Annotated in this window: 23 protein-coding genes; 20 read left to right on the top strand and 3 right to left on the bottom strand. The window is 31.5% G+C overall.

From position 1 onward, the window contains the following. Positions 1-94 precede the first annotated feature (94 nt). Positions 95-1729, top strand: coding sequence for a DNA cytosine methyltransferase (locus ACIQZG_RS21975; RefSeq protein WP_402757882.1), 1635 nt, complete (start codon positions 95-97; stop codon positions 1727-1729). Positions 1730-2271: 542 nt separating this feature from the next. Here ACIQZG_RS21975 and ACIQZG_RS21980 read toward each other — a convergent pair. Together ACIQZG_RS21980 and ACIQZG_RS21985 are read right to left on the bottom strand one after the other, a co-directional pair. Then, positions 2272-2826 carry a hypothetical protein gene (locus ACIQZG_RS21980; protein WP_402757884.1) on the bottom strand — a complete coding sequence of 185 codons (555 nt, stop codon included), beginning with the start codon at positions 2824-2826 and terminating at the stop codon, positions 2272-2274. 92 nt (positions 2827-2918) lie between these two features. After that, entirely contained in the window at positions 2919-3431 is a 513-nt protein-coding gene (locus ACIQZG_RS21985; protein ID WP_402757886.1) for a DUF3801 domain-containing protein, read from the bottom strand. 261 nt (positions 3432-3692) lie between these two features. On the opposite strand from ACIQZG_RS21985, the gene ACIQZG_RS21990 reads away from it, so the two are divergent. The 18 genes from ACIQZG_RS21990 (at position 3693) to ACIQZG_RS22075 (ending at position 14229) form a co-directional block, all read left to right on the top strand. Next, complete coding sequence (locus tag ACIQZG_RS21990; RefSeq protein WP_402757887.1) at positions 3693-4400, top strand: hypothetical protein; 708 nt, start codon at positions 3693-3695, stop codon at positions 4398-4400. A gap of 16 nt (positions 4401-4416) precedes the next feature. Beyond that, positions 4417-5733: a relaxase/mobilization nuclease domain-containing protein gene (locus ACIQZG_RS21995; protein ID WP_402757889.1), complete on the top strand. Its 1317-nt coding sequence runs from the start codon at positions 4417-4419 to the stop codon at positions 5731-5733. A gap of 991 nt (positions 5734-6724) precedes the next feature. Beyond that, positions 6725-7177 carry a JAB domain-containing protein gene (locus ACIQZG_RS22000; protein WP_402757891.1) on the top strand — a complete coding sequence of 151 codons (453 nt, stop codon included), beginning with the start codon at positions 6725-6727 and terminating at the stop codon, positions 7175-7177. Positions 7178-7717: 540 nt separating this feature from the next. Continuing rightward, the gene (locus tag ACIQZG_RS22005; RefSeq protein ID WP_402757893.1) at positions 7718-8212 is read left to right on the top strand and encodes a hypothetical protein; all 495 of its coding nucleotides are present in this window, start codon (positions 7718-7720) and stop codon (positions 8210-8212) included. 181 nt (positions 8213-8393) lie between these two features. Then, a complete protein-coding gene (locus ACIQZG_RS22010) occupies positions 8394-9113 on the top strand; it encodes a ribbon-helix-helix protein, CopG family (RefSeq protein ID WP_402757895.1) in 720 nt (239 codons plus the stop codon). 243 nt (positions 9114-9356) lie between these two features. Then, a complete protein-coding gene (locus tag ACIQZG_RS22015; RefSeq protein WP_402757897.1) occupies positions 9357-9629 on the top strand; it encodes a helix-turn-helix domain-containing protein in 273 nt (90 codons plus the stop codon). Positions 9630-9685: 56 nt separating this feature from the next. Further along, positions 9686-10198 (top strand): hypothetical protein, encoded by a 513-nt coding sequence (locus tag ACIQZG_RS22020; protein ID WP_402757899.1) that lies wholly within the window; start codon positions 9686-9688, stop codon positions 10196-10198. A 51-nt stretch (positions 10199-10249) separates the two neighbouring features. Continuing rightward, a complete protein-coding gene (locus tag ACIQZG_RS22025) occupies positions 10250-10549 on the top strand; it encodes a hypothetical protein (protein ID WP_402757901.1) in 300 nt (99 codons plus the stop codon). A 45-nt stretch (positions 10550-10594) separates the two neighbouring features. Beyond that, a complete protein-coding gene (locus ACIQZG_RS22030; RefSeq protein ID WP_402757903.1) occupies positions 10595-10813 on the top strand; it encodes a hypothetical protein in 219 nt (72 codons plus the stop codon). Between the two features lie 347 nt (positions 10814-11160). Continuing rightward, positions 11161-11370 carry a hypothetical protein gene (locus ACIQZG_RS22035; protein ID WP_402757905.1) on the top strand — a complete coding sequence of 70 codons (210 nt, stop codon included), beginning with the start codon at positions 11161-11163 and terminating at the stop codon, positions 11368-11370. Between the two features lie 8 nt (positions 11371-11378). Further along, a complete protein-coding gene (locus tag ACIQZG_RS22040) occupies positions 11379-11849 on the top strand; it encodes a hypothetical protein (protein ID WP_402757907.1) in 471 nt (156 codons plus the stop codon). Further along, a complete protein-coding gene (locus ACIQZG_RS22045) occupies positions 11842-12045 on the top strand; it encodes a helix-turn-helix domain-containing protein (protein WP_402757909.1) in 204 nt (67 codons plus the stop codon). Before ACIQZG_RS22040 ends, ACIQZG_RS22045 begins: the two co-directional genes overlap by 8 nt. Positions 12046-12159: 114 nt before the next feature. After that, positions 12160-12366 carry a hypothetical protein gene (locus ACIQZG_RS22050; RefSeq protein ID WP_402757911.1) on the top strand — a complete coding sequence of 69 codons (207 nt, stop codon included), beginning with the start codon at positions 12160-12162 and terminating at the stop codon, positions 12364-12366. Positions 12367-12561: 195 nt separating this feature from the next. Further along, positions 12562-12861: a hypothetical protein gene (locus ACIQZG_RS22055; protein ID WP_402757912.1), complete on the top strand. Its 300-nt coding sequence runs from the start codon at positions 12562-12564 to the stop codon at positions 12859-12861. A gap of 29 nt (positions 12862-12890) precedes the next feature. Continuing rightward, entirely contained in the window at positions 12891-13070 is a 180-nt protein-coding gene (locus tag ACIQZG_RS22060) for a hypothetical protein (protein WP_402757914.1), read from the top strand. A gap of 78 nt (positions 13071-13148) precedes the next feature. Further along, positions 13149-13601, top strand: coding sequence for a hypothetical protein (locus ACIQZG_RS22065; RefSeq protein WP_402757916.1), 453 nt, complete (start codon positions 13149-13151; stop codon positions 13599-13601). 55 nt (positions 13602-13656) lie between these two features. Further along, the gene (locus ACIQZG_RS22070; RefSeq protein ID WP_402757918.1) at positions 13657-13962 is read left to right on the top strand and encodes a hypothetical protein; all 306 of its coding nucleotides are present in this window, start codon (positions 13657-13659) and stop codon (positions 13960-13962) included. Between the two features lie 33 nt (positions 13963-13995). After that, positions 13996-14229 carry a hypothetical protein gene (locus ACIQZG_RS22075; protein ID WP_402757919.1) on the top strand — a complete coding sequence of 78 codons (234 nt, stop codon included), beginning with the start codon at positions 13996-13998 and terminating at the stop codon, positions 14227-14229. A gap of 121 nt (positions 14230-14350) precedes the next feature. On the opposite strand, the gene ACIQZG_RS22080 is transcribed toward ACIQZG_RS22075, so the two are convergent. Then, on the bottom strand, positions 14351-14851 hold the full coding sequence (locus tag ACIQZG_RS22080; RefSeq protein ID WP_402757921.1) for a hypothetical protein: 501 nt from the start codon (positions 14849-14851) through the stop codon (positions 14351-14353). A 567-nt stretch (positions 14852-15418) separates the two neighbouring features. Here ACIQZG_RS22080 and ACIQZG_RS22085 point away from each other — a divergent pair. After that, positions 15419-15979, top strand: a complete 561-nt coding sequence (locus ACIQZG_RS22085) for a recombinase family protein (RefSeq protein WP_402757923.1) — start codon at positions 15419-15421, stop codon at positions 15977-15979. Positions 15980-15995 lie beyond the last annotated feature (16 nt).

A 15995-nucleotide genomic window follows, 5' to 3' on the forward strand; every position in this document is an offset into this window, starting at 1 on the left:
GAAGGCAGAAAAACTTTTTGTGCTGTTAACCCTGGCTTCGCTCTGTTTGCGTTGGTGAACTTGCAGCAACCAAAGGGGAAAAATTCTCCCTTTTGTGGGACATTTAGCGCTTTGCCAAAAGCAAAAAGGAGTAGTTCAAGTGATAAAAAAAAGAAAAGCTAAAAAATCAAATCGTGGTTTATATATTCAAGATACAGAACTTCAGCAAACAAATTTTGAAATTGGAAATCACATTAAATACATTGTAGACCAAAAGAACAAAAAAATTGTTATCGTTCCAACGGATGAAATTACTTCTAATAAAGTATCTAAAAGAGCTGTGAAAAATGGAGAAAAACCAGTTTTAGATATTCGTAATAAAAAAGCTCTAGCCGTTTTTAAAGACGCAGATTATCTTCAGATTGAAATACTAGAAAATGAAATTCATGTTAGTGGTTATGAAAATCAGGAACAAAAACAAGGTGTTATATCGTCACTTAAAAATAAGGTTAATCGTTTCATTTCTAAAAAGAAAAATATAATCGATATTACAACTTTAATTAATGTTAAAAAGACTTTCGATGTAGTTTTATCAAAGAATGAACTAGAAAAAGTTGTTGGCCAAACTTCATATCAACAATTGTCGTTATTTGATAGCGTATTGGAACAGGCTGAGTCGTGCGCTAAAAAGTCTGTTAATTACATCAAGAAAGCAATTCACAACCTACATATTCCATTAACTGCTATTAGTTTATTTAGTGGTTGTGGAATTATGGATAGTGCTTTTATAGATGAAGGATACGAAGTGGCTTTTGCTTTAGAGTTAGACAAAGATGCTGTTGAAACTTATCGCTTCAATCATAGCAATACAATACACCAGGGGGATATAAGAGACTTTGATAAATCTTATTTTGGTCAAGTAGGTGCATCTGTAATGTTTGCAGGCCCCCCATGCCAAGATTTATCACAAGCTAATCAAAGAAAGGATGAACAAAAATTACTTGATAGCCCAAAAAATAAATTATTAAAAGAGTATCTCGATTCTGTAAATGCAAATCCGAATTGCCAAGTAGTTGTCATTGAAAATGTACCTCAATTGTTAACTGCTTGTAATGGACGATTTATGGAAGAAATTAAGAATGAATTATCCGATTTTGATATATCGTCAGGTATACTTACAGCGTCCGAATATGGAGATCCGCAAGAACGTAGTAGAGCCATTGTAATTGGTTCTAAAATAGGGAAAATTGATTTACCCAAGCCAACACATTTACCAAGTCAATATGTAACAGTCGCTCAAGCTTTTGAAGGCTTGCATGATGACATACCCAATCAACTTGATTTTTCGAAATCAAGAGTCGATACAATTCAACGAATGAGTCATGTTCCACAAGGCGGAAACTGGAGAAATATACCGATACATTTACTCCCTAAAAGTATGTTAAAAGGAGATACGCATAGCTCAGTATACAAACGGCTGAATAATGACAAACCTTCTATTACAATTACTAATCCTAGAAAATCATTAATTACACATCCTGAACTAAATAGAACTTTATCTGGAAGAGAATGTGCAAGGTTATTTAGTGTGAAAGATGATTTTATTTTCAAGGGTAAATTATCAGCTATTCAACAAATGATATGCAACGCTGTACCTGTAAAGATGGTACGAGCAATAGCGAAGCAAATAAAAGATGCAATTACAGAACATAATTCTATGGTTGAGAGAAATAAATTATGTTTAGTATGACTGGTTAATTATAACATGCAGATGGTCTAACAGACTATCTGTATTTTTATTGTCTATACAATACTTGTTGAATAGTTAGAATCTTAGTATTTGCCAAAGATTCCGAATTAAAAACTCTCTCTTCAGAGGCCATATAAACCGTTTTAAGCGCTTAAAAGAATCTTTAGGTATATAACTTCAAAAAATATAAAAGAAGGGGATACAAGCGAATTTCCTGCCCATTAAGGGCTAAACTTGCTCCTGCAAGTTTGTTAACTCCAGTTTGTTAAAAATTATAGCCTCCTATCATGTGATAGGAGGCTATAAGATAGTCGTTTGTAATTCGTTCAAAATTTAATGATTCTCCTTTCGAATGATGCTTCATTAACTAGGTTCAATATTTTGAACTTGAAGAAGAAATTGCACCTAAAGACAGAATCATTAGGATGATGCTGACTACAAACTTAAATAATGCAAATGAAAGTGAAATAGTAAACATTAACAATTTAATTAAGGTACTGATAATAAAACTTACAATTCTCATTTAAAATCACTCCTTTGTTTTATAATTCCATATTATTTTTTTGCTTTTCTTTTTCTTTTTCGATATCTCTATTCGTATCTTTACTAGTTGAATTTTTAATTATATTTAAATCAGCTACAGTTTGAACACTATTTCTAGAATCGTCAATATCTATTCGATCTGGCACACCATCATTATCTAAATCGACTTCTTTTAAGTTTACAGGGAATTTCAATTCTTTATCGTTGTTTATTGCTTGTACCAATGTTTCCCTTCCTAACTTTTTTTCCAGTTGCTTAGAACTGATAGCAGCTACATTTTTTAAGAATTTTTCTTTGTACCTAGATTCAAATAATCTTTCATAAGAAGGGTATTCTACAGTTGAAAAATCTAATTCTTTCAAATCACTTTCTTTTACGTTTTCTAATTCTGCTAATAGAGAAGGTTCTATTTTGTATACTACAGAACCATTAGCTTTTTGATAAATACTTTCGCAGTAATTTTTCTCGAATTCACAGAGTTTTTGATATGCCAATTCTCTATCTGAACTACTTACAATTTCAATGTGTTCTGTTTTATCAACATTTTCACTCATAAAGAATACCACCTTTGCAATTGTTAAACTAAAACGATAGATGAAAAAGTCAACTATCGTTTTAATTTGTTTTTATTGTGGGGGATTTAATACTATCTAGTTAGTTCTTTATCACGCTTTTTATCTTTATTTTGGTCTTGTTGTTTTAATTCGGTGTCAATTTTTTTGACCCCATTTATTGAGAATATTGAAGGCTTTTTATTCTCCAGAATATTATTCTTTTTCTCAATTATGTTTTTCAAAGATTTTTCAATTACATTAGCATCCCTGGAAGCGAAGAAAAATGAGTAACTTTTTTCATCGTTTTTAACAATTGAAAAGTCAACGCCCATCTTCTTAAATTCTTTTTGATAGTCTTTTAATTGATCTTTGCCCACGTTATCATCTAATGACATTACACCATCTTTGTGCTTTTTTATTAAGTCATTAATCTTTTGTTTACCTTCTTTGCTGTTGTTTGTTATGGCAGGGATTTTATTACCGTTGTCATTACTAATTAGATTATTCAAGGATTGCAGCACCTTTAATATTAATTCTTCAGATAATTTAGTTCCCTGAGATACTATCTCCATTGCAACTTGCGTATGTTCATCTACTGATACCATGTCACCATCCACCTTTTTCTATTTCTTTCCTTTATTATACCATGTAATAGAGAAAAATGGTATTATTATCCTTAGTGAAATTTGTGTTTTAGAGAAAAGGCAAGCTACGGGAGTGGGCGCCCACTCCCCAAAAACTACGTTTTTGACTTGGTAGGATATTCCTACGACCTTTACAAATATATAGCTGTTATTTTTTCAAAATAAACAGCTATATATTTGTTGTCGCTTCGCTCGAATTTTAATAAAAGGAGTTGTTAATTAATGGGGAGAATTAAAACAAAATTAAATATATCTATATCAAAAGAAGATAAACAATTTATAGAAAATAAAGCTGAAGAATTAGGATTTAAAACGGTTGCGGCTTTCGTAATTGACAGCTCAAAAAGTCATTTTAGATTAGAGGTAGATATGAGTGTTTATAGAAAGTTGACTAGAGAAATTAATTACATTGGTAAGAATCTAAATAGTTTAATTCGTAGGATAAATACAGATGGATTTTATTCAGATAATGATATTGATTTTTTAAGAATAAATCAAAAAAAGATTATCGATTTAATGAATAAAGAATATGATCGTTTGCTTAACTTAAAAAAGAAATATACAAGCGATAGTTTAAATATAAAGGAAAAAGAAAATTTGATTAAAGCATTACAGCAAAACGAAATTGAAGTTCCAAAAAAAGTAGTGCTGGAGGAAGTGTTTGAACAAATAAAAGACGACTGTATTTATATTGGTGAAGCTATTGAAAATTCACCAGTACAAGAGAATGAAATTGCTAATTATGTTTGGGAATATTTATATGGGAATACCCTTTTTGAATTAGATGAAAAAAAGCTAATTGAATTTGCTAATAAAATCTTTTTATTTACTCAGAAATTAAAAATGAAATTACTGAAGTTAGATAATGTTTTTGATGATGAAGATTGGTACAAGCTGAAGGATATTTTAGACGAATATGAAATTTATTAATTAAGGATTGATTCTTATGTCTATCGTTAAAATACAAAAGGTTAGAAGTTTAAGAGCAGCAGTAAAATACAGTATGCAAGACTATAAAACGAATGAGGATCTCGTTACTACTTATGAATGTGATGTTGATACGATTGAACGAGATTTTAAAAGTGTTCTATATGATTACAATGAGAAGAGAAATAGCAACAAAGATATGAGTGCAAGAATGATAATTCAGTCTTTTGATAGCAATGATAATTTAACGCCTGAACAAGCTCACCAGTATGGTGTTGAATTAGCTGAAAATTACTTGAAAGGAAAGCACCAATTTGTTGTTATAACGCACACTGAAACAGAAAATCTCCACAATCACATTATTTTCAATTCTATTGAATTTGAAACTTTGAAAATGTTTGATAGCAAAAGGCAACATACCATTAATGATTTAAGAAAAGAAAACGACAGGGTATCTGAAAATCACGGTTTAACTATTATTGAGAGTGGACGTAATAAAGGTTTAACTTTTAATGAATATGTAGCAAGAGCTAAGAAAAAATCTTTTAAAGGAAAGCTAGAAGAAATAATTGATAATAATATTTTAAAGGCCAATTCTTTTGATGACTTTATAGAGTTAATGGGGAAACAGGGTTATGAATCTAAAATAGGGAAATATTTATCTTTTAAAAATCCAAAATCGAACAAGTTTATGAGAACTAAAACTCTAGGCTTAAACTACTTAGAATCCTCGATAAAATACAGAATAGAGAATAAAGATTTTGTTCCAATTAAACAAAGTATTATTGATAAGCAATGGATTGATAAATCACAAGATAAATTTAAAAATAATAGAGGTTTGCTGAAATGGGCAACTAAGCAAAACATTAACTATTTAAATGAATTAAGTAGTAAGTTGTATAAAGAAAATATGACACTTGGTGAATTAAATGAGGTTGAAATTAAAGCAGAAAATTTAATAGAAAACTTCGAAAAGCAGCTTATTGCTTTGGATGATGAAATATTTAAATTAGAAAAAATGAAAGACTGTTTTTCAATTTATAAAAGTAGTTATTCTTTAATCCAGGCTTATAAAAGTTCTGACGATAAATCTCAATTCAAAAAGGATAATTATTATCAATTCAAGGAATATGATACTGCTAAACGTAATATGGATTTTCTTAAAAAATATTATGAAATCAATGATGAATCAAACTTGCATTATAAGTTATCTTTAATGACAAAGGATCGAAACTTGCTGTATGGAAGTCTTGGTATGGAGAGTGGAAAAGAAATAGATCTGGAACGACAAGAGCATGTTGGAAAAACAAATACGCAAAAAGAGCAAGAAAGATAATATGTTTAATTTCGGAGTAATAAAGCTATTTAAAAAGGGTTTTAAACAAAATGAAATTTCATAAAAGACATAAAAAAAGAGGACTATGGGAATATTTATGGCCGGAAATCCCAAGATTACTTCCTTTATGATTTTGGACTCTTTGATGAAATTACTTAATTGTTTCCGTGTTGCAAATGTCTGTTTTAAATGCCTTTAAGGATGGATGAAAAAGCAACCATGCCTGGCTCATGGCACAGCGAGTAACAGCTGAAAAAACACCATCTGTAACTCGCTATAAGCCACCACTTTTCCCTTACTCTAGTCGATAACCACAACTTATAACAGCTGATAAACAGCTGTAACAAGTTGTAGGTTCCTGCCTTTCGCTTAACAGGGCAAATGGAGCGTAAAAGCTTAAAAATAAAAAACATTAAAAGAACAAAAAAAGCGCAGGCAACTGCGCTTTTTTATTTTGGACAGCAAGGTGGTGTATGCAGCTGAAGAACTGCCACATAACGCAGACGCACTAAGGTATTCTTCGAGTGGGGCCCCGACCCCTTCTCAAAGACTACCTAAGTGCTAAAAATCATCAACTCTTATTCTCCTTTGCTGAATACCTAGAAGGCTCAAGCCTTCGTTGAAGTCTTGAACCTTCAAGGTATTCATGCAGTTGCGATACGTTGACAATTTTTGTGCGTGATGTAGCAAGAAGATTGTCCCGAATGGCAAAAATAATCTGCCATTCGGCACAAGATTATGGCAGCCCTTCAACTGCTCCGAGGGTGCGGAAAGCCGAAAAAATATAAGAAAAAAGACTAAGAACGCAATAATAAAACCCTAAAAAAGAGAATAAAAATGACATTTATTTCGTGTATACCTATTGTTTATCTCGTATAAAAGTGTTATAATTATATTAGAAAGTGAGGGATGGGAAACAGAGAGAAAGCGAGCAATCTTAAAGGCTCGTAACAAATTAGAAATCAATAATATAAAAAGCGAGGGAAATTTTATGATTGAAAAAATGTTAGAAGTTGTATCAATTAGACAGGTTACACGTAAAACAAAAAACAAGTATGCAAGTTTCACAATTCGCAGTCCACGAGATTTAGCTGAAGTTGCACATCATTTCATCGGTAACGAAGCAAACGAGGTATTCATTGCAATCATGCTAAACACAAAAAACCAAGTAATCGGTGTTCATAGAGTGAGTACAGGTTCATTAAATTCTTCAATCGTACACCCAAGAGAGTCCTTTAAAGCAGCGATTCTAAATAATGCTGCAAGTATCTGTTTCGCACACCAACATCCGTCTGGTATAGCGACTGAAAGCCCAGAAGATATCGAAGTTACTAAAAGACTTTTAGAAGTTGGATATCTGTTAGGAATTGAAGTCTTAGACCATGTTATTGTGACAGAGGATAGCACAATATATGTTTCATTAAAGGAAAAAGGCTACTTCTAAAAATTGAATAGGAGCACTCAAGTAGTGCTCCTATTGTAGCTTTGAAATAAAGATTGATTAAAAGTAGTATACCAAAAAAGAAAGAGCGTGATAAATTGTGAAGTTAATACGGGGATTTTTTATTAAATGGAATAAAGTACAACCCGAACAATTTTGGGCGGTCACGATTGCGTTTACCATAATGCTAAGTTTTTCACTTATTATAGGAACGATATTTTTGATAGATTGGCTATTTAAAGTATTTGAATTTTAAGAAGTCTTTCATTTTAAACAAAGATTAATCAAAATGAAGAATTTCTTTGCAAATACATGAGTGATTTTTATAAAAAAGTTTAATCAAAATTTCCAAAGAAGCCTGTTAAATCAGCATTTTTATGATTTTTAGTTTCTTATTTCATCGCAACTTTATTTTAAACAGCGCATCTTTTTTATAAACATTGTGACTTTATTTCAAAATCACACCTATCCTTTCAAAAAATCAAGCGATACTAAAATACGTTTTGTTCATACACTTAATTTGTATTATTAGGAGGTATATTTATGAGTACTTGCCCATATTGCGGTTTAGAATTAAAAGAGTATAAATGTGATTTTTGCGGCTATCAAGGCGAAGGGAATCAAGATGGAAAAAGAACGATGAAACAAAAAATAAGAAATGCGTTCTTTCTTGACCATGCTACAAAATCATTAAGTGAATTGGAGAAGTGCCACACGCATGACTTATTATATGGGTTAAAATTAATTCGTGCTGAACGTAGTAGCACGTTCGTTACATTAAATACGATAAATAATTTATCTGAACACTTAACGGTTGATGATGTTTTTTTGGAAACAAAAAATGATGCTGGTGAAATGTATGAATACTGGACTAGAAAAGCCTGGGTAATTGAAAATATTTTAGTGGATCGCTTAGGTTATTATCCGCAACGAATTGATGAAAACATGTTGAATAGAGTGAAAGGGTTATCCTTAAAAGCACAAGCGAAGAAGATGAAAATTTCAAAAGAACGCAAAAAAAATAAAGATGTTCATTAATGGTATATTTCCATTATAAAATAGTGTGACATTCCCATTGGTTTTTGTTATGATTATTACAACTTTTTATATTATAATTTCTAATTTGCTGCCTGAACTTCAATAAGTTCAGGTTTTTTTGTCTTTCGTTTTTCTTGTGTATTTATGTTATAATTATATCAAATATTATAGAGGTGATTGGATGAAACAATATCCATTTTATGTAGAGAAAAGCCAACTAGATGAATTTACATCATTAGTACCTTCTTTTCGACGTTCGAAATTTATTAGAGAGTTTTTGAAATCAGATTTCCAGGGTGTTATTAATCCACCTGAAGATTCAGTTGGAGAGGAAAGTGTCTTTTTTTATTTAGATGATAAGGCAATCGGAAAAATAGACCAAATCGTAAAGCGATTTAATTCTAATCGTTCCGCTGTTATGCGCGAAATATTAAATAGTATTATTGAAAAACATCGCAATCAACCCGTCGAATACACGAAAGGCTTAACTCGTTCATTTACAGTTGCGCCTGGTACACTTGAACAATTGAAATTATATATTGCTCATGGTGAGCGTGATAATATGATTGAAGAGTTTTTACTTGATGTCTACAATGGGCCGATTAAAAAAAGTGTTTCGGAGCTTAAAAGCCGCCCTAAAGGCGGTACAGAATCCTTAATAGTGACCTTAAGCACTGAATCATACGAAAAGTTAGAACACATAGCAGTTGAGCTAGGTAATAAGGTGAAACGCTCTCATATATTTAAAGATTGTATCGAGCAATTTGTTTTTACGCTACAGGATGAAAATCCGCAGCGTTTAGAGTTAGAAAGACAATTAGAAACAACAATAGAGGGATTAAAAGGATTTGTGAATCAAGTAGAAATCCGTGAATCAGTTGAAAAGTATTTAAAAAGGTAAACTTAAAAGAATGGTTTATCTGATATATTATATTGATTATCAGATATAAAAGTGTTATACTTTTTGTAAAATAAATTTAAATTTAGGAGGAGTTATATTATGATGTATCCTGTCAAAGAGGAAACTTTAATTTTAGTCGGTAGTGAACGAGAAGAGGAATATGGGGAAACTAAAAGTGATAGTTGACTAAAATTAGTCTATTATCAATGTGAAGTTTTAGTATTGAATAAGGAGTTCAAAATAATGTATGACTATGAAGATTTGAAGAACGAAGAAAAAAACGATAATCTAGAAGAATTTTATATTAATGAAATGGTAGGCACAATTAGATCTTATCGTATTCATCGAGGTATATCTCAACGTGAACTATCTAGGATATCAGGGGTCACACAAAATATTATTTCTCGTATGGAAAATGGAACAAGAATACCTCAATTTCAAACATTAGTAAAGTTGATTGACGCATTAGACTTGGAATTAACTCTGAATATAATACCGAAGGGTGACAATGAATAATGAGCTACTGCACATTATGAGGAAATTTTACATTAAACATTTAGGAGGAATGATATATGGATAGAAAACTTATTGGACGTGTTGGAGTAGATTCAGGGCAATTGATGATAATTGACCCTTGTTATATTGAAGAACATTGGAAGAAAGAATCTGAGTGTTCACCTGAAGGTATGAAGTTTTGGGGGGCTCTAAAGGACAGAGCAACCGAGTTTTTACAAGACAAGGGTTATGCGGTGGAAATTTCAAATACAAGTGTAAATTTCATCAAAACAAATGATAAGAATGAGTTAGAGGTTATTCACTCTCTGTTAACTCAATTTATAGTGGAAGTAAATGAAATGGGACTTGTATGGACTCAAATTCATAATGACTCGTATGAGGAAGTATGTGAACTTACAGACAATGAACTTGGAGCTGGGCAATATCAAAACGTGATTGCTACTGTGTTTCAATCAGGTTTTGGAGATGGTATCTATGATGTATACGCAACATATAAAGATTGCAGTTTCGGAACTCATGAAGATAAACGTATTTCAAAAGTTGAAATTATTCTTATTGAAGAAGAATAGGAAATTTCTGCACACTAGATAAAAAATGTTCAGTAAGAAGGAGGGAAATGGATGGCTACAATAACTGTTAAAGTCAGAAACGGAAAAGCGTTGGTTACAGATAATTCAACCAATCATAAAGTTGTCATAATAAATTATGATGAATTAAAAAAACAAATTGGAAAGTCGTTTTTATATGCTGGTGATGATAATAAAAACTTCCCTTATTTAGAGTTTTACAAGCACTATAACTTACTCGAAGTTGGGGAAGAAAAATGTCGTGTACAGTTGATAAATTCGATACTAGAAGATAAATGGTATGTAGATACTAATTATTTTGTTCAAACATTTATAAGAAATGATGATTACTGAATGATATGAGTAACGAAATTCAAATGGAAGGGTGTAGGTGAGGTTATGGATAAAGAAAAAGTTAAGGAAATGATATGCAAGGCAATAGACAATATTCCTGATTGTGCTGATATTGTAGATTGCTACACGGAACATAGTTTTGGTGATAGCCAGGCATTTATAAAAGTCGTTGTTAAAGTAAAGGAAGAAACTGAAGAGAATATAACACAGTTTCATAATGTAGCACATGAAGCATTTGATAGTGGTATGGATTTTACAAGTTAAATTATTCGATAAACTGGGATTAAGCCTATAAAGATTAAGAAGCCACGTAAACCTTCATTGAAACGGGCAATTAAAAAACTAGTTTAAACAAAAAATCCCAGGCTCAAAATTAATTGAGTACCTGGGATTTTACCTTTCATCTAAATCACTCACCGAGTGTCTTTTTATACATTTGTCACATATCCAATTAAATGGTAATATTTACTTGCGCTTCGATATGCGCATTAAGTTGGTAGCTTAATTTTTTAAGATCTCAAAAAGAGTGGATGGTCCATGTGATTGTCTGCTTTTTTTGTTGTCTGAAAATAAATTTAAATAAATACCCTATTAGGGGTTTATATAGTACCTTGATTAGGGTATTATATGAATATAAGCAAAGCACACAACAAACAAAGGGGATGAAAATTATTAAAAACGTTATGACAATTTTCTTCACTCTTGAAGAAGGTAAAGTTTACGATGTAAACTGCACTCAAAAAGGTCGTTCTTACATGACAATTAAAGCTGGTGATGTTGTTGAATTAACACAAAATGAAGTTAAAACGATGGTGGAATAATGGCACACATGGAGGATTTATCTGGACGTAAATTTAATCGATTAAAAGCGCTGAATCCGACGCCCGAGCGCAAATCTCGTAAAGTAGTTTGGGAGTGTTTATGTGATTGTGGAGAGACTACGTATGTTGCTAGTGATAAATTAAAGAACGGAAGTATTAAATCATGTGGATGCCAGCGTCGAGATGCAGGTAAAACTCTTCAAAAAACATTACACTCAGAGATGAATGTTGACGGTGTAATTATTCCCTATTTAAAACGAAAAGCACGAAAGGACAATAAAACTGGCGTTAAAGGTGTCAGTTTAATTAAAACTAGAAGTGGCGCGGAGCGATATCGTTCAACCATTACTGTTAAAGGGAAGTTGCATTATTTAGGTACATACGAGACACTTGCACAAGCCATTTCTGCTCGTAAAGCTGGCGAAAAGAAGTATCACGATCCGTATATAACTAAATTGGAGGAAAAAGAAAATGACTGATATTAATAACTATATGGTATTAAGTGAGGCTGCCGAGCGTTATGACGTCTCTCTTGATATGATTAAAAACCGTTTGAAACCTTCGAAAGTGGGGCAGGAACAGATTGACCAATGGGTTTCAGAAGGTCTAATTCGTTTATCTGGTCGGACATGGATCATCTCGACAGATTTCATGAAAATGCATTTTGAAAAATAATTAAAAACTTCTAAAAAATACCCTAAAAGGGGTTTACATTGTACCCTAATTAGGGTACAATTATATTAACAACAAGGGATGACGTACAAAACAAACACAGTGGAGGAATGAGATATGATTAAACAAATCGTGGTATTAGAAGGTAAAGAATTAGATTTAACAGTGTTAGCGACTTACATGGATGATGAGCTTAGAGAGTCAGTAAACGACGAGAAGTTCGCAAGCAATCAAGAATACATCGAGTTATACATCGACCGCGCGAAAGAAGAAGATACAGGTTTTATAGCTGTACTTGAGTCTGAATTTGGCGTAACTGTATAAGAAAAAAGCCCAGACTCAAAATTAATTGAGTACTTGGGCTTGTCTTTATTCACTTCGTCTTTGCTGAATCGTAATATATAATTCAACCAAACGATCAGTAGTCATTGTACGATTTTTCAAATCGTTTAAATGTACTTGCTGAATAATATGAGCATCGTGTCAGATAAAAAATGTGCAGTAAGGAAGGTGAATTAAATGGATATAATTTGTCGCTTATCTAGCTTTATTTTATTGAGTTGCGCATCAATACTAATTGTATCAATGATTGGAGATTTAATAGGTTGGTTAGATATTTCTACTGATTTCCCATATGGATTCCTATGGTTTCTATCTTTTTGGGCAGCGTCGTTAAACTTAATGTATCAATTTTACTTTAAAAAAATCAAATTGGTTGCTAAGCGCACAGCTCTCGATTTTGGAATTGTAACATTCCAAGCCTACTCTTTCTATGGTGGAATTGCATGTATATTAATCCACCTTAATGTAACTATTTGAAACATATTGTGCAGAAAGGATGTAGAAAAATGCAGGCTATTGAAGATTTAGAAAAAAGACTTAGAGGTGAAATGGCTTCCAGAATGGATGATAGGGATATTGTAGACATTCTTGAGGTTCTTCAGGCTGCTGGAGAGGAAATCGAACGTTTAAATCGAGTAAATACCAAACTTAGGATAGCGACATGTCCTGTTTGTGATGAACAATAACTACTGCACAATATGTAGAAAGAAGAGTGAATTGACATGGGAAACCAAAGAACATTCGTAACAAAAGGGGAAAATTATTTGAAAGAGAATCAATATTGGAAAGCATTTGCTCAAGAAACAAAATCACATGCTAGACAAAATCTGCGTTTTGAATTAGAAAAACTTTTTGATTCACAATTGAACGAATTAATCGTTAATAGTCTTACTGAATCATTAAGAATACAGCAAATTCTACATGATTGGGTAGTTAAAGCAAAAGAGGGGAATTTCTTGTTTTATCATGCTGTTATGTGGCATTTAACTGATGCATTATATGGAATGCCGGATTGCTTAATGACAAGTCCAACAGATATTCACATAGAAAAACAAAGGAAAGTATCTAGGTTAACCGATTACTATAGCTTTCTGGTAGCCTTTATTACCTTTGCACCTAAAGAATTAGTTAATTTGATTAGTTTGAATAATATTAATTATTTAACATTAATTGTTTCATCTCAATCAAAGAAAATCATCTTTAATCCTAAAAATTAAAATTTAAGCACAATATGAGGAAATTGCACACTAGATAAAAAAGGAGTTGAAAATCATGGGAAAGCAAGCAGCTATAGAACTAATAAGTAAAAGTATTCACTCTGGATGTTTCGCAGATAAAATAGACAAAGAAATGCGCTTTAATGTCTACGAGGATGATCTAATTACTGATAATTTTACGGCCTCTTTTGATACTTGTTGTGACAGAAGTGATTTATCACAATTAAATAAAGAACATCAAAATGGCAATTTATCCATTATAGAAGATATTACGGATTCTCATTATACTCACATCGTAAAAGATATAGATGGGCAATATTATGCGGTCCAATTTAAAGATGGAGATTTGGCTGATCAATAGATAAATATTGTTCAGCTAGGAAGGGGAAAATAAATGAAAAATGATTCTAATAAAACCGAGTTATCAAACATTAAATTAAATTCATATGAAGAAAACTTAGAAGGTACGAAATTAGCAGTTTTTTATAATGACAAAGGGAATGTAATTATTGATGGTTCAAATTGGGATTTGAACGGGTTTTTACATAAGAAAAATGTGGTGAAAGTAGTATTTGCGCAAGGGACAAGTAAAGGACATGATAGTTACCATGTCTTTTATAAAGATTAAGCTGCATTACTGAACAATTTTAGGATAATAAAAACATATTTGAATATAAAAAAAGACCAGGCTGTTTGCGTGGTCTTTAACATTTTAGCAGTAAAATCCTTGAAAATATAATTGACTAAATTTAGTCTTTATCATTCTCTAATTCTTTTTCAATCTCCATCCAAATATCATTTAATTTTCTAGTATCGAAGCACTTATATATATAGGATATTTCGTATTCACTTAGTTCTTTTAAACGTCGGTTTGTGACTCGACCAAATTCTTTATATATACTTATTAAATCTTGTTTGATTGCTTCTTTAGTAATTAAATCTTCTTTTGTTATTTTAATTTGAGGGACACCAGTAAGCCTTCTGATATTGCTCATTGTCCCGAAACGAATAAGGAAAACATCAGAGTTATATATTTCGTCACTTCGATCTAAATCTGCTGGAGTCGGAACTCTACCTAGCGAAAAGTAGAATTTATAGTACATTTTCAAAAGCTCTTTATCTGATTCGGTTATGTTTGTATCTGTATTAATGAGAATCGCCTTCTTTCGATATTTACTAAATTTATTCATCTTGATATTAAGTTTGTCTGTATCATAGTACAAATATTTTTTTTGTACAATATTCCACAATGAATGAATTACAAAAACGACCGTTTATGAGAAAAAAAGATTTTTATTTTTTTCTTATGATATTTACGTTATTCTTAATTACAAAAAAGTATACAAAATCAAAATAACATTGTAAATTGAAATAATGAGTTTTGTAATTATTAGACTGAATACCTTTTGTTTTCGGAAAATTTAAAATGAGGGAGAGGGGTTTTGATTGAACGAATTAACTACGTTGAATATATTGTTTGCTTATGCGCTAATAATGGCAGGGTGTATATACGGTTTAACTATTGGTCTTATTCAGTACTATAACAAAAAAATTACTAAAATGAGATGTGTTACAACGACTGTTGCAACCATATCAGTAGGATTAATTTTACTATTTATTTCGAATAATCTTTAAAAATGCCTGCTATTCTTACCGTTTAGTATAAAAAACAAAAAAGACCCCGTCATTTCTAGATAGTAACTTACGTAAAACGTAAGCCTTCGAAATGACCAAGTCTTTTTCTAATTAACAATAACTATAACTTATTTGACTGCATTAATGCAACTACATAACTAAATATTAAGGTGGTTAAACATATGAATATTGGATATGCTCGTGCTTCTACACACGACCAAACTTTAAACTTACAATTAGATGCATTAACAAAAGCTGATTGTATTAAAATTTTCGAGGAATATGAAAGTGGGAAAAATAAAAAACGTCCAGAATTACTTTCAATGTTCGATATGTTGCGAGAAGGTGACACAGTAATTGTATGGAAATTAGATCGAATAGGAAGAAATACAAAACATTTAATAGAAATCTCAGAAGAATTTGAGCGTTTAGGTGTGAATTTCATTTCTCTAAAGGAAAACATAGACACCAGTACAGCCACCGGTAAGTTCTTTTTTCGTATTATGGCTAGTTTAGCTGAATTTGAACGTGATGTTTTAGTGGAACGAACTACAGCTGGATTGAAAGCTGCAAGAGCTAGAGGGCGGTATGGTGGCAGACCACCAGTTAATAAAAATAAAATAGCTACTGCACTAAAAATGTATGATAGTAAAGAATACACGATTTTAGAAATTTGTGAATTGTGCAAAATTAGTAACGCTACACTATATCGATATTTAAAAAAACGAGAATCAATAAACTAATCCATTTAACGGAATT

Source organism: Lysinibacillus sp. NPDC096418, from assembly GCF_044762775.1.
Lineage (GTDB): Bacteria > Bacillota > Bacilli > Bacillales_A > Planococcaceae > Lysinibacillus.

Coding starts and splice junctions, on each gene's coding strand:
- ACIQZG_RS21980 (WP_402757884.1), bottom strand. CDS start 2,826: ATGAGTGAAAATGTTGATAAAACAGAACACATTGAAATTGTAAGTAGT.
- ACIQZG_RS21985 (WP_402757886.1), bottom strand. CDS start 3,431: ATGGTATCAGTAGATGAACATACGCAAGTTGCAATGGAGATAGTATCT.
- ACIQZG_RS21990 (WP_402757887.1), top strand. CDS start 3,693: ATGGGGAGAATTAAAACAAAATTAAATATATCTATATCAAAAGAAGAT.
- ACIQZG_RS21995 (WP_402757889.1), top strand. CDS start 4,417: ATGTCTATCGTTAAAATACAAAAGGTTAGAAGTTTAAGAGCAGCAGTA.
- ACIQZG_RS22000 (WP_402757891.1), top strand. CDS start 6,725: ATGATTGAAAAAATGTTAGAAGTTGTATCAATTAGACAGGTTACACGT.
- ACIQZG_RS22005 (WP_402757893.1), top strand. CDS start 7,718: ATGAGTACTTGCCCATATTGCGGTTTAGAATTAAAAGAGTATAAATGT.
- ACIQZG_RS22010 (WP_402757895.1), top strand. CDS start 8,394: ATGAAACAATATCCATTTTATGTAGAGAAAAGCCAACTAGATGAATTT.
- ACIQZG_RS22015 (WP_402757897.1), top strand. CDS start 9,357: ATGTATGACTATGAAGATTTGAAGAACGAAGAAAAAAACGATAATCTA.
- ACIQZG_RS22020 (WP_402757899.1), top strand. CDS start 9,686: ATGGATAGAAAACTTATTGGACGTGTTGGAGTAGATTCAGGGCAATTG.
- ACIQZG_RS22025 (WP_402757901.1), top strand. CDS start 10,250: ATGGCTACAATAACTGTTAAAGTCAGAAACGGAAAAGCGTTGGTTACA.
- ACIQZG_RS22030 (WP_402757903.1), top strand. CDS start 10,595: ATGGATAAAGAAAAAGTTAAGGAAATGATATGCAAGGCAATAGACAAT.
- ACIQZG_RS22040 (WP_402757907.1), top strand. CDS start 11,379: ATGGAGGATTTATCTGGACGTAAATTTAATCGATTAAAAGCGCTGAAT.
- ACIQZG_RS22045 (WP_402757909.1), top strand. CDS start 11,842: ATGACTGATATTAATAACTATATGGTATTAAGTGAGGCTGCCGAGCGT.
- ACIQZG_RS22050 (WP_402757911.1), top strand. CDS start 12,160: ATGATTAAACAAATCGTGGTATTAGAAGGTAAAGAATTAGATTTAACA.
- ACIQZG_RS22055 (WP_402757912.1), top strand. CDS start 12,562: ATGGATATAATTTGTCGCTTATCTAGCTTTATTTTATTGAGTTGCGCA.
- ACIQZG_RS22060 (WP_402757914.1), top strand. CDS start 12,891: ATGCAGGCTATTGAAGATTTAGAAAAAAGACTTAGAGGTGAAATGGCT.
- ACIQZG_RS22070 (WP_402757918.1), top strand. CDS start 13,657: ATGGGAAAGCAAGCAGCTATAGAACTAATAAGTAAAAGTATTCACTCT.
- ACIQZG_RS22075 (WP_402757919.1), top strand. CDS start 13,996: ATGAAAAATGATTCTAATAAAACCGAGTTATCAAACATTAAATTAAAT.
- ACIQZG_RS22085 (WP_402757923.1), top strand. CDS start 15,419: ATGAATATTGGATATGCTCGTGCTTCTACACACGACCAAACTTTAAAC.